Genomic DNA, 12,561 nt, shown 5'->3' with positions numbered 1-12,561 from the left:
GGGCGGTTTCCGGTCACCGGACCGTCACGCGCGTGCGGGATTCCGGAGGAAGAACACCGGTCCGGGGTATACGTCGCGCGCCTTTTCCCACCCCTCTTGCTTGAGGAGAGCCCCGTTCAACCGCTGGCCCGCGGACGGGTTAGACGGCATGATCCGGAATCGACCATGACCCCTTTCGCACCCAACGGGTTTTCGCGACGTCGTTCCCAGTCTGGGCGGGGCGGAGGCGCGCCGTGAGGATCGAGATGTTGTCGTCTGAGCAGCGGGGGCGGGTGCTGGTGCTCGCGGCCAAGGCCGCGGGTGACGCGTTGGTGGAGCGGCTCACGGCGAGTGGCTACCAGTGCGCCTCCACGGAGCGGGAGACCGGGCTGGCGGAGATGGTGGATCAGCTCCAGCCGGAGGTGGTGCTCCTGGCGGTGACGGCCAAGCGGGCGGCGGAGCTGCTGGAGACGGTGCGCAAGACGGACAAGCTCCAGCGCCTGCCGGTGCTGGTGGATCAGGGCCGCGCGCGCTCGGCGGAGGCCTTCAAGCGGCTGGCCGTGGACGACTTCGTGCGCGGCGCCGACGAACTGGTGCCCCGGCTGGAGTCCGCCCTGCGCGCCTGGAGGCTCAAGGAGCGCGAGGAGCGCATCCGGATGCGCATGGGGATGCTGCTCGAAATCACCCAGGCGGCCACCAGCTCGCTGGAGCTGGAGGAGATCCTCCGCATCGCGGTGGAGAAGGTCGGCCAGGTGACCGGCACGGACCGCTGCTCGGTGGTGCTGGTGGAGGGCAGCCACGCGCGCACGGCCACGGTTGTCGCGACGCAGGAGGACCCGAGCCTCGTCCAGCTGGACATCGAGGTGGCGCGCTACCCGGAGCTGCGCCGCGCGCTGGAGACGCGGCAGCCCGTCCTGATTGAAGAGGCGCAGCGCGACCCGCTGATGGCGGAGGTGCGCACGTCGCTGCTACCGCAGGGCGTGAAGTCCATCCTGGTGCAGCCGCTCATCTGTCAGGACGACCTGCTGGGCGCGCTCTTCCTGCGCGTGTCCAAGGGCGAGGCGTCCATCGGCCGCGACGAGCAGGAGTTCGCGGAGGCGGTGGCGGGCGTGCTCGCCAACTCCATCCGCAACGCGCGCCTGCACACGGCGGTGAAGAAGAAGCGCGAGGACCTGGAGCTGGCGTACGTGGAGCGCTACCGCGAACTCAACGACGCGAACCGCCGCCTGAAGGAACTCAACCGCCTCAAGGATGAGATCATCGCGGTGTGCAGCCACGACCTGCGCGCGCCGCTCCAGGTGCTCCTGGGGCACGGCCGGCTGCTCTTGGAAGGGCCGCTGGAGACGCAGCAGAAGCAGTCCGCGGAGGCGATGATCCGCCAGGGCCGGAAGATCCTCACCCTGGTCGAGTCCCTGCTGGAGAAGGGCAAGGGCGAGGCGGCGCGGCTGTCCATCGAGCCCCGCGTGCTGGACGTGGCGCAGCTGTGCCGCGACGCCGTGGCGGAGCTGGAGATTCTCGCGGCGGAGAAGGCCGTGTCGCTGCGCTCCGAGTGCCCCGACAGCCTGATGCTGATTGGCGACGAGGTGAAGCTGCACGAGGTGCTGCAGAACCTCATCAGCAACGCCATCCAGCACGCCAGCGACCCGGGCGTGGTGGTGGTGCGCACGCAGCGGCTGTCGCGGCCGGACGGCGACGCGGTGCGGGTGATGGTGAGCGACAACGGGGTGGGCATTCCCCCGGACGAACTGCACCTCGTCTTCGACCGCTACCGCCACGGGCCCAAGGGCACGGGGCTGGGGCTGGCCATCTGCAAGGAGTTCGTGGAGCTGCACGGCGGTGAAATCTGGGCGGAGAGCCCGGCCGACGGTGGCTGCACCTTCGTCTTCACGCTGCCCCTGGCGCAGGAGGCCGCGCGCAACCCCCGGCCGCAGCCCGCGCCCGGCGCCGCGCCCGAGCAGCCGCGCGTGCTGGTGGTGGAGGACGAGCCCGAAATCGCGGCGGTGCTGTCGGAGGTGCTGCGCTCGAAGTACCGCGTGGAGGTCGCTCGCGACGGCGCGGAGGGCCTGGCGAAGGCGCGCGCTTCACGGCCGGACCTGGTGGTGATGGACGTGTTCCTGCCCAAGCTGGACGGCCTGGACGCGGCCATGGCGCTCAAGTCCTCGTCGGACACGGCGCACATCCCGGTCATCCTCCTGTCCGCCCACCAGGGCGTGGCCGACAAGGTCCGCGCGCTCAACCTGGGCGCGGTGGACTACATGGCCAAGCCCTTCAACGCGGTGGAGCTGCTCAACCGCACCGAGCGCGCCCTCAAGCTGAGCCGGGGTGAGAAGGATCAGCAGGACAAGACGAACTCGCTGCAGCGGCGCACCGGCAGCGATCCGGTGACGGGCCTGCTCGACCGCCGTGGCCTGCTCCTGCGCTTGGAGCAGGAGGTGGCCCGCAGCCGCCGCTACCACCGCGCCCTCACGCTGGCGGTGCTGCGTCCGGACCGCGATCTGGACGCCATGCCGCCCAACATGGCGGAGGTGATGCGCAAGCGCGTGCGCCACCCGGACTCCATCGCCCATCTGGGGCTGGGCGTCTTCGCGGTGGTGCTGCCCGAGTGCAACGCGGACGCGGCGCGCACGGTCATCAACCGCCTGATGCCGGACGTGGAGAACGTGACCTCCATCGAGTACCGGGCCGCCATGGCGGACGTCAGCCAGGACAGCGATCCGGTGGAGAAGCTGCTGGAGAAGCTGGGAGCGCCGCCTCCCGAGGTCCACTAGCCCGCGTGCGCCCGCTCCCGCTCCTCAGCCGTGCCGCCGTGATGTGCCTCGCGCTGGCCGCCGGAGGTTCGGGGGCCGCGCCCGCGAGGAAGGCCCCGGCCCCGCACGTCGACCGCGAGGCGATGCGCGAGGCCATGGATTCGAGCGACCGCGACGACGAGCCGTCCGCGTCGTCCGCCAGCTACGCGCACTACCTCCAGGCGCGGCTGATGCACCTGGAGGGCAACCACCGGGCCTCGGTGGACGAGCTGCGGCTGGCGCTCGCCACCGACGACGGCAACCCGACCCTCCTCACCCAACTGGGCGAGGAGTACGCGCGCCTGGGTGACCTGGAGCGCGCCGAACGCGAACTTCGCCGGGCCGTGGAGAAGGCCCCCACGCACTACGCCGCCCACGTGCTCCTGGGCAGGGTGTTGCTGGAGTCCGGCCGCACGGCGCGCGCGAAGCAGCACCTGCGCCGCGCGGTGGCCCTGCGTCCCCGCGAGCCGGAGGCGTACCTCGTCCTGTCTCAGCTGTACCTGGACGCGAAGGCCCCCGACGAGGCAGTGAAGGTGGTGGAGTCGCTGGCCCACGCGCTGCCGGGAGAGGCCTCCGGCTACCGGCGGCTGGGGCTCGTCCTGGCCGAGCGCGGCGACGCGGCCCGCGCCGAGCGCCTGCTCGCGAAGGCCTCCGAGCGCGACCCGGGTGACGTGGAGGTGTGGTCCACGCTGGCCCGTCTCTACGAAGACTCTGGCCGTCCGAAGGAGGCGGAGGACGCGCTGGCCCGCGCGCTGGAGGCGGATCCGGACAGCCGGGAGGTGCTGCTGTCCGCGGGCCGCGCCGCGCTGAAGGGCGGGTCGGCGACCCGGGCGCGGGCCTACTTCGACCGGCTGCTGTCGCTCTCCGCGTCGCCGGAGCTGGCCGTGCGGGTGGCCTTCAGCTACCTGTCCTCCGGAGAGTCCGCCGCCGCGAAGGAGGTGCTGGACGCCGCGCGCAAGGACGCGCCGGACGAGCCCCGTCTCTCGTACTACGCCGGCCTCGTCGCGGAGCGCACGCGCCGCTTCTCCGTCGCCGCCGCGGACTTCGCGGGCGTGCCCCCGGACTCGGAGGTGTTCCCCGACGCCCGCGTGCGCCAGGCCCGCTGTCTGTCGCTGGTGGGAGACCACCCGCGCGCGCTGGTGCTCTACCGCATGGCCATGTCGGAAGCGCCCGACGACGTGGAGGTGCGCGTCGGCTACGCCCGGGCGCTGGAGCGCGGCGGGGACGCGGCGCGAGCGGAAGGCGTGCTGCGCGAGGCGCTGGCGGGGGAGGGCGGAGCGCTGGCGTACGACGCGCTGGCCACCCTGCTGGAGCGCCAGGGCCGGGCTCCGGATGCGCTCGCGCTCTTGAGGGATGCCGTAGCGAAGGCGCCGAGGAACCAGGACCTGCAGTTCGCCCTGGCCACCCTGCTGGATCGCCAGGGCGACGTGGCGGGGGCGCTGTCTCGCATGCGGGCGGTGCTCGCGCTGAAGCCAGACCACTCCGCCGCGCTGAACTTCATGGGTTACGTGATGGCGCAGCGGGGCCGGGACCTGGACGAGGCGGAGCGGCTGGTGCGCCGCGCGCTGGCGCTCCGGCCGGACAACGGGGCCTACGTGGACTCGCTGGGGTGGGTCCTCTTCCAGCGTGGCGACGCGAAGAAGGCCGTGGAGGTCCTGGAGCGCGCGGTGGAGCTGGCCCCGGACGACCCCGCCATCCTGGAGCACCTGGGGGACGCGTACCTCAAGGCGGGCCGCGCCCCGGAGGCCGTCCGGACCTGGAAGCGCGCGCTGGAGGTGCTGACGCTGGAGCCGGAGGCCGCCGAGCCCGCGGACCAGCGCACCACCCTGGAGCGCAAGTTGAAGGCGCTACCCTCGACCGCGCCGGGCCGCTAAGGTCCCGGGCTCATGGCCCGCCACGACGAAGGCTTCTTCACCGGGAAGGACAACACCCGGCTGTTCTGGACGCTCGACCTGCCGGACGCGCCCCCGCGCGCGCACGTCGCCATCGTCCATGGCTACGGCGACCACATCGGCCGCTACCGGCCCGTCATCGACGCGCTGGTGCAGGACGGCTTCGCCGTGCACGGCTTCGACTACCGGGGCCACGGCCGCGCGGACGGACGGCGCGCCTACGCCGCGAAGTGGACCGAGTTCCTCGACGACCTGGACGGCTTCTGGCAGCGCGTGCGCAAGGCCGCGGGCAACGAGAAGATCTTCCTGCTCGCCCACAGCCACGGCGGCCTGATGGCCGCGCACGCCCTGACCGGGAGACTGGAAGGCCTCTCCGGCGCCATCCTCTCCGCGCCCTACCTCAAGCTGGCCATCAGCCCGCCGGCCGCGAAGGTGCTCGCCGCGCGCATGGTGGGCACCCTGGTGCCGTGGATGAAGGTCCCCTCGGGCTTGGCCCCGGAGATGCTCAGCACCGACCCGGACATCCAGAAGGCAGTCGGAGCGGACCCGCTCTACGTGCCCTTCGCCACGCCCCGCTGGTTCGTGGAGTCGACGGCTGCCCAGGCGCAGACGCTCGGGCTGGCGCCGAAGATTCAAGTGCCGCTGTTCGTGCTGTGCGGCCAGGAGGACGGGGTGGCGCTGCCGGCGGCGGCGCGGGCCTTCTTCGAGGCGGCGGGGACGGCGGACAAGAAGTTCAAGGAGTACCCCGGCATGCGGCACGAGCCGCTCAACGAGCGGGACCGCGCGACGGTGTTCCAGGACATCTCCGGCTGGATCTCCGCGCATCTCTGACATAATCAGGTCGCCCCGCTCCCGACGGAGCAGGCGCTGGCGAGGATCACCTCATGGCACAGGGTGAAACGGGCATCATTGGCAAGGGCATCGTCATCAGGGGCAACCTCACGGGCGGAGGGGACCTGGTCATCGAAGGACGCGTGGAGGGGCAGATCGCCCTGAAGAACCACCTCACCATCGAAGGCACCGGCAAGGTGCAGGCGGACATCCGCGCCGAGGAACTGACCATCAACGGCGAGGCGAGCGGCAACATCGACGCCTCCACGCGCGTGGCCATCAACGCCTCGGCGAAGGTGGCCGGCGACATCAAGGCCCCACGGGTCGTCATCGAGGATGGTGCCGTGTTCAACGGCTCCATCGAGATGGACGTGAAGTTGCCGGACGACATCTAGCATCCACCGGGGACCGACCCACGGCCCCCCAGGCGCACAGCTTCGAGAAGGCGGACAACACTCATGGCGAATACGATCATTGGCTCGAGCATCGTCATCGACGGGGAGATTTCCGGGGACGAGGACCTGGTCATCCAGGGCACCGTGAAGGGGAAGATCTCCCTCAAGGAGAGCCTCTACGTGGAGGGCTCGGGCGTCGTCGAGGCGGACATCGAGACGCAGAACGTGGAGATCGCCGGCCGCGTGACGGGCAACATCGCCGCCACCGACAAGGTCGAGCTGAAGACGGACTGCCGCGTGGTGGGCGACATCAAGGCCCCGCGCATCCTCATCGCCGACGGTGCCTCCTTCAAGGGCAACGTCGACATGGACATGAAGGAGCGCTGATCCGTGGCGACCGCGAAGGATCTTGCAGGCAACGCCGTCGACAACACCGTGGTGGGGCCCTCCATCCTCATCAGCGGTCGGCTCACGGGTGACGAGGACCTCACGGTCCGCGGGCGCGTCGAGGGTGAACTCACCCTCAGCCGCACCCTCATCGTGGAGCCGTCCGGCGTGGTGAAGGCCAACGTGGCGGTGAGAAACGCCATCGTCAGCGGCGTGGTGGTGGGCAACATCAACGCCACGGAGAGCGTGGAGCTCACCCGCGAAGGCCGCATGGTGGGCGACATCCGCGCCCCCCGCGTCATCATCGTGGACGGGGCCAGCTTCCGCGGCCGCGTGGACATGGGAGACGTGGAACCGGGCCGGCTGCCGTCCGAACGCCCCGCCGTGGCCCGTCCCCAGGCGGTGACGCGTCCCACGGTGCGTCCGGGCGCCACCCCGCCGCGTCCTCCGACGCCGCCGGCCGCTCCGCCGCGCGCCGCCCCGACGCCGCCCCCGCCTCCCGCGCGCACTCAGCCCGCGTCGGCGCCGGCCACCGTCGTGGCCCGTCCGTCGGCCAAGCCGCTGCCGCCGCCCCCGCCGCCCGCCGCGACCACGACCCGGGCTCCGGAGCCTCCGCGTCCGGCAGTCACTGAGCAGGCGAGCAGTGCCGGCGCGCCCCTTTCCCGCGTGATGGGTGCTGGCGCGAAGAAGAAGGTCGTGGTGAAGAAGTCCCGTTAGAGCCCGCCCGCCGCGCCGTCGTTTCCGGCGGCGCGCGGGTGGAACAACCGGGGGTGCCACCATGGACGCCGAGCACAGGGCCGAGGGACAGGAAGGGATGCCGGGCACACCTGGAGAGAATTCGATGCCGTCCCAGCAGGAGGGAGCGGCTGACGCGTCCGCGCCGAAGCATGGCGAGGGCGCGAGTGGAGACGTGACGCCGGAAGGTGCCCCCCAGGCTGAAGCGGGCGGGGCCCAGACCGACCTGCCCGGAGAGGGTGGGCAGGCCGCCGTGAGCGCGACCGAGGCCAGCACGGCCGCCGGAGCCTCCAGTGAGCCGGAGACACGCCCCGAGGGCGGCGAGTCGCCGGGCCGCACCGGGGAAGAGACTCCCGCCGGGGACGCCGCGACGTCGGGTGGAGCATCCGCCCAAGGCGGCGAACCGGAAGGCTCCGGGGCGACCGTGCAGGGCGAGAGCACCAGCACCCCGGCGGACGCGGAGGCCTCTTCGGGCCCCGGCCGCTACGTGGAGCTGCCCTCGGGCGAGAGCGTCCAGGACGCCTCCGCCACGGGCAGCGACGGTGGCGGGGAGGCGAAGGACGTGGTGGCGGAGCCGAGTTCCGGTCCGGTGTCGGGCGCGGATGACGCGCTGCTGAGCGCCGGCATCTGGGACGTGGCGAGCCGTGCGAGCCAGGAGGACGCGGGCTCCATGGGCTCCGGAGACGGTTCGGAACACAGCGCCAACGACGGCGCGGCGACTTCGGATGGGGAGCCCCACGCGCAGGCCATCGAGCCGCGCGTGATGGGACAGGTGACGGCGATGGTGCTGCCGCTGGAGCGACTGGAGGAGGACACCACGTTCCGCCTGCGGGACGAAGGGGACGTGTCCGAGCTGGCGACGGACCTGGCTCGACTGGGCCAGCTGTTCCCGGTGGACGTGCGCCCGCGCGGCGAGGAGCGCTACCAGCTCATCTGCGGCTTCCGGCGCGTGGCGGCTCTGCGCTTCCTCAAGCGCGACCAGGTCCAGGTGCGCGTGCACGAGGAGCTGTCCGACGAGGACGCGCTCCTGTTGTCCCTGGCGGAGGCCATCCACGCCTCGCCGGTGGAGCACGACGTGCTGGAGGCCAAGCGCGAGTCGCTGGAGGCCGAAGGCCGGCTGACGGCGCCGGTGCGCGACATGCTGGAGAAGGCGCTCGCCACCGAGGAGACGCTGGCTCCGGAGGGCGTCGAGGAGGAGATCGACGCGGACGAGCTGGCGGTGGACGTCGCGCAGCGCATGGGCGCCCTCAATCAGGACCTGTCGCTGCTCGCGGACGTGTTCGCGGCGCTGGACGAATCGCGCAAGGCGGAGCTGCTGATGCAGCTGCGCTACTCGGCGCAGCTGGTGGCGTACCTGGAGGGTCTGTAGGCCATGGCGGAAACGCTCGAACGCGACCGCGCCCGGCTCCTGGAGGTGCTCACGCAGCGCTCCTTCGAGCGCAGGCGCGTGGTGCTCTCCTCCGGCAAGGAGTCGGACTTCTACATCGACTGCAAGCGCACGGCGCTGCTCGCCGAGGGCCACTACCTCATCGGCCGGCTGCTCCTGGAGGCCATCCGGCGCGACGCTCCGTCGGCGGTCGCCGCGGGCGGGCTGACGCTGGGCGCGGATCCGCTCGCGTCCGCGGTGAGCCTGACCAGCTTCCTGGAGGGCGGCGGCCAGAAGCCCCTGCACGCGTTCATCGTGCGCAAGGAGCCCAAGGGCCACGGCACCGGCCAGTGGATTGAAGGCCTGTCCGCGCTGAGCCCCGGCGCACCGGTGGCCATCGTGGAGGACGTGGTGACGACGGGCGCGTCCACGATCAAGGCGATTGAGCGCGCGAAGCTGGAGGGCCTGACGGTGCTGGGCGCCTTCGCGCTGGTGGATCGGCTGGAGGGCGGACGCGAGGCCGTGGAGTCCGCCGGCCACCGCCTCACCACGCTGTTCACGCGCAAGGACTTCATCCCGTGAGAAGGCTGCTGTTGGCCGCGGTGCTGCTGGGCGTGCTGGGCGGCTGCTCCACCTCGCCCCCCATCGTCGGAGAGCCCGCGCCCACGCTGGATGACCCGAAGCAGGAGTCCGCCTACATGGCGGTGTTGGACCGGTACTCGGACCGCAAGGAGATCTACGACGGCTTCGACACGCGCGTCTTCGCGGGGGCCACGTTCCAGACGCCTGCGTTCCGCGAGGCCCGCATCCACCGCCGCGCCATCTTCCAGACGCTGCCCGCGGCGAAGGTGGAGCAGCTGCTGGCGGAGGAACTGGCCGACGCGGCGAAGTTCCACGAGTTCTTCCTGGCGGTGCACGTCAACGACTACCGCTACGACGACTTCGCCCACCGCAACAGCATCTGGCGGATCGCGCTGGTGACGCCCGCGGGCGAAATCACGCCCATGGAGATCCGCCGCCTGGGCCGGGCGGACCTCAACGTGCGCGCCTACTACCCCTACGCCAGCCTCTTCTGGGTGGGCTACCGCGTGCGCTTCCCCAAGACCTTCACCGACGGCCAGCCCGTCATCCCCGAGGGCACCGAGCAGGTGATGCTCCGCGTCGCCTCGTCGCTGGGGAACGCGGAGCTGAAGGTCCACGCGCGCTGAACGCGGCGGGATGGCCTTCAGGTCTGCTGGCCGTCCTTCAGCCACTTCGACGTGAGCGGCATCGTGGGCCCCGCGAGCAGGCGGTCCAGGAGCGCGTCCGGCGAGGCATTCACCGCGAAGGGCACGCCCTGCGTCTCCGGGACGAAGCCCGCCTCCACCATCTGCTTCGCCATCGCGAGCAGCGGCTGGAAGAAGCCGTCCACGTCCAGCAGGCCCATGGGCTTCCGGTGCAGGCCCAGCTGCGCCCAGGTGACGATTTCGAAGAGCTCGTCCAGCGTGCCGAAGCCGCCGGGCAGGGCGACGAAGGCGTCCGAGCGCTCGGCCATCATCGCCTTGCGCGAGTGCATGGAGTCCACCCGGTGCAGCTCCGTCAGCCGCGGGTGGGCCAGCTCCTTCGCGTCCATGAAGTGGGGGAGCACGCCCACGGTCTTGCCGCCGTTGGCGATGACCGCGTCCGCCACCGCGCCCATCAGCCCCACGCTGGCGCCGCCGTAGACGAGCGTCAGGCCCCGCTTCGCCAGCGCGGCCCCCATCCTGGAAGCGGCCTCGCGGTACTCGGCGCGCACGCCGGATCGCGAGCCACAGAAGACGCAGACGCTGCGCACGGTGGGTTCAGCCATCGTCAAAGGCCTCCAAGGCGCCCGGGATGGGCGGCGACCACGGCCAGCGCCGCGGCGATGAACAGCAGGACGGGGATGGCGCGCGAGTAGACCTTCGGGCCCATGCGCAGCGCCATGCCGCACGGCAGGCCGAAGATGAAGCCGCCCAGGTGCCCCGCCCAACTCACCCCGGGCAGCAGGCTGATGACCGCCACCTGCACGAGCCAGAACATGTGATCCCTGCGGCCCTGCTGGTTGAGGATGGGCAGCATCGCGCCGCCCCAGCCGAGGATCATTCCTGACGCGCCCACCGTCACGATGTCGAAGTTGAAGAAGAGCGCGAACGCGGAGCCGCCCAGCGCGGTGACGAGCGACAGCCCCAGGAACCTCAGGCTTCCGATGCCGCGCTCCAGCGACGCGCCCAGCGAATAGACGGCGAGCATGTTGAAGAGCAGGTGCATCGCGCCGCCGTGCTCGAACACCATGCCGAGCAGGCGCCAGTACTCGCCCGCCTGGACCCACGGCCCGTAGAGCGCCAGCGGCCCCACGATGCCGTAGTTCGTCCCGTCGATGATCAGCGGCCGGCCCAGGGAGCGACTGAGGACGAACATCCCCACCGCGCCCGCGATGATGGCGAAGCTGACGTAGGGCGTGCGCAGCGCGGGCCGGGGCTGCTGGGGGCCCGGGGGCGGTCCGTCCCCGCCCTGTCCACGTGGCGCGTTGTCCTGCTCATCTCCCAGCCCGGAGGGGCCGGGGAGGTCATCCAGCATGCGGCGCGGACGGGACATGGGTTCTCACAGCTCCCGCGAAAGGATGGTGTCGCGCGTGCCCTGGTGCTCGTCCGTGTGGGGGTAGTCCAGGGTGTAGTGCAGGCCCCGGCTCTCCTTGCGGCGGCTGGCGCAGTCCACGATGAGGTGCGCCACCTCCGCGATGTTGCGCAGCTCGATGACGTCGCGGGTGACCTTGAAGCGCCAGTAGTAGTCGCGGATCTCCTCGCGCAAGAGCTCCAGCCGCCGCCGCGCGCGCATCAGCCGCTTGTCCGTGCGGACGATGCCCACGTAGTTCCACATCAGCCGGCGGATCTCATCCCAGTTGTGGGTGACGACCACGCTCTCGTCGGAGTCCACCGCGCTGCCGGAGTCCCAGGCCGGCGGGTCCTCCTTCGGCAGCGTCAGCGAGGACAGCTCCTCCGCCGCCACCTGCACCGCGCGGTGGCCGTACACCAGGCCCTCCAGCAGCGAGTTGGAGGCGAGCCGGTTCGCGCCGTGCAGGCCGGTGCAGGACACCTCGCCGATGGCGTAGAGGCCCGGGATGTTGGTGCGCCCGTGCAGGTCCGTCACCACGCCGCCGCACTGGTAGTGGGCCGCGGGCACCACGGGGATGGGCTGCACCGCCATGTCGATGTTGAAGGCCTTGCAGGTGGCGTAGATGTTGGGGAAGCGCTCGGTGAGGTACGCGCGGCCCAGGTGCGTCATGTCCAGGTAGACGCAGTCATTGCCCGTGCGCTTGAGCTCTGCGTCGATGGCGCGCGCCACCACGTCACGCGGGGCCAGGTCCCGCATGGGGTGGTAGCGGTCCATGAACGTCTGGCCGCCCTTGAGCCGCAGCTTGCCGCCCTCGCCGCGCAGCGCTTCGCTGATCAGGAAGCTCTTGGCCTCCGGGTGGAAGAGGCACGTGGGGTGGAACTGGTAGAACTCCATGTTCGCCACGCGCGCGCCCGCGCGGTACGCCATGGCCACGCCGTCGCCCGTCGCGACGTCCGGGTTGGACGTGTAGAGGTACACCTTGCCCGCGCCACCCGTGGCCAGCACCGTGACCTTGGAGAGGAAGCGCTCGATGGAGCCGTCCTCCATCAGCGCGTACGTGCCCAGGCACCGGCTGCCGGCCGGGGTGTGCGGACGCCGGTCCAGGATGAGGTCGATGGCGGCCGTGTTCTGGAAGAAGGTGATGTTGGGCTGCGCGTCGCACGCGGCCAGCAGCGCGCGCTGCACCTCGCGGCCGGTGATGTCACCCGCGTGGATGATCCGGCGGGCGGAATGGCCACCTTCGCGCGTGAGGTCGAACTCGCCGCCGCGCTGATCGAACGCAGCGCCCAGCGCCACCAGCTCCTTGAGGCGCGCGGGCCCCTCCCGCACCGTCACCTCCACCGCGTCGCGGTGGCACAGGCCCGCGCCCGCCACGAGCGTGTCCTCGATGTGCGAGTCGAAGGTGTCCGTGGGGGAGAGCACACCGGCGATGCCCCCCTGGGCGTAGGCGGTGTTGCCTTCGCCGCGCTCGCGCTTGGTGAGCACGGCGACCGTGCCGTGCCGGGCCGCCTGCAGGGCGAACGACAGTCCGGCCACGCCGCCGCCCATGACCAGGAAATCGAACCGATGGGGCATGG

At 71.5% G+C, this 12,561-nt stretch carries 12 protein-coding genes; 9 read left to right on the top strand and 3 right to left on the bottom strand.

The window, feature by feature from the left end:
* Positions 1-248: 248 nt before the first annotated feature.
* From D7Y15_RS06970 to D7Y15_RS06930, 9 genes are all read left to right on the top strand, one after another.
* Complete coding sequence (locus D7Y15_RS06970; RefSeq protein WP_120579814.1) at positions 249-2,747, top strand: ATP-binding protein; 2,499 nt, start codon at positions 249-251, stop codon at positions 2,745-2,747.
* Positions 2,748-2,752: 5 nt separating this feature from the next.
* Positions 2,753-4,639, top strand: a complete 1,887-nt coding sequence (locus tag D7Y15_RS06965) for a tetratricopeptide repeat protein (protein ID WP_368667317.1) — start codon at positions 2,753-2,755, stop codon at positions 4,637-4,639.
* A gap of 12 nt (positions 4,640-4,651) precedes the next feature.
* Positions 4,652-5,488, top strand: a complete 837-nt coding sequence (locus tag D7Y15_RS06960) for an alpha/beta hydrolase (RefSeq protein WP_120598237.1) — start codon at positions 4,652-4,654, stop codon at positions 5,486-5,488.
* Positions 5,489-5,541: 53 nt separating this feature from the next.
* The gene (bacN, locus tag D7Y15_RS06955; RefSeq protein ID WP_120537550.1) at positions 5,542-5,883 is read left to right on the top strand and encodes a bactofilin BacN; all 342 of its coding nucleotides are present in this window, start codon (positions 5,542-5,544) and stop codon (positions 5,881-5,883) included.
* A 63-nt stretch (positions 5,884-5,946) separates the two neighbouring features.
* Complete coding sequence (locus tag D7Y15_RS06950) at positions 5,947-6,270, top strand: polymer-forming cytoskeletal protein (protein ID WP_014397641.1); 324 nt, start codon at positions 5,947-5,949, stop codon at positions 6,268-6,270.
* Between the two features lie 3 nt (positions 6,271-6,273).
* Positions 6,274-6,987 carry a polymer-forming cytoskeletal protein gene (locus tag D7Y15_RS06945; RefSeq protein WP_121752070.1) on the top strand — a complete coding sequence of 238 codons (714 nt, stop codon included), beginning with the start codon at positions 6,274-6,276 and terminating at the stop codon, positions 6,985-6,987.
* A 124-nt stretch (positions 6,988-7,111) separates the two neighbouring features.
* On the top strand, positions 7,112-8,374 hold the full coding sequence (locus D7Y15_RS06940) for a ParB N-terminal domain-containing protein (RefSeq protein WP_121752069.1): 1,263 nt from the start codon (positions 7,112-7,114) through the stop codon (positions 8,372-8,374).
* Between the two features lie 3 nt (positions 8,375-8,377).
* Positions 8,378-8,953 carry an orotate phosphoribosyltransferase gene (gene pyrE / locus D7Y15_RS06935; protein ID WP_120581549.1) on the top strand — a complete coding sequence of 192 codons (576 nt, stop codon included), beginning with the start codon at positions 8,378-8,380 and terminating at the stop codon, positions 8,951-8,953.
* Positions 8,950-9,579: a hypothetical protein gene (locus D7Y15_RS06930; RefSeq protein WP_120581550.1), complete on the top strand. Its 630-nt coding sequence runs from the start codon at positions 8,950-8,952 to the stop codon at positions 9,577-9,579. The genes pyrE and D7Y15_RS06930 overlap by 4 nt, the downstream gene beginning before the upstream one ends.
* Before the next feature lie 17 nt (positions 9,580-9,596).
* On the opposite strand, the gene D7Y15_RS06925 is transcribed toward D7Y15_RS06930, so the two are convergent.
* Genes D7Y15_RS06925 through nadB form a run of 3 tightly spaced genes read right to left on the bottom strand, consistent with a single transcriptional unit; the run spans position 9,597 to position 12,559 of the window.
* The gene (locus tag D7Y15_RS06925) at positions 9,597-10,199 is read right to left on the bottom strand and encodes a TIGR00730 family Rossman fold protein (protein WP_120581551.1); all 603 of its coding nucleotides are present in this window, start codon (positions 10,197-10,199) and stop codon (positions 9,597-9,599) included.
* Positions 10,200-10,201: 2 nt separating this feature from the next.
* On the bottom strand, positions 10,202-10,966 hold the full coding sequence (locus D7Y15_RS06920; protein WP_199745892.1) for a rhomboid family intramembrane serine protease: 765 nt from the start codon (positions 10,964-10,966) through the stop codon (positions 10,202-10,204).
* A gap of 6 nt (positions 10,967-10,972) precedes the next feature.
* Entirely contained in the window at positions 10,973-12,559 is a 1,587-nt protein-coding gene (gene nadB / locus D7Y15_RS06915) for an L-aspartate oxidase (RefSeq protein WP_120576662.1), read from the bottom strand.
* Between the last annotated feature and the right edge of the window lie 2 nt (positions 12,560-12,561).

The organism is Corallococcus sp. AB030 (assembly GCF_003668965.1).
Taxonomy (GTDB): Bacteria; Myxococcota; Myxococcia; order Myxococcales; family Myxococcaceae; genus Corallococcus; species Corallococcus exiguus.
This window is presented reverse-complemented; position numbering and strand designations above follow the sequence as displayed.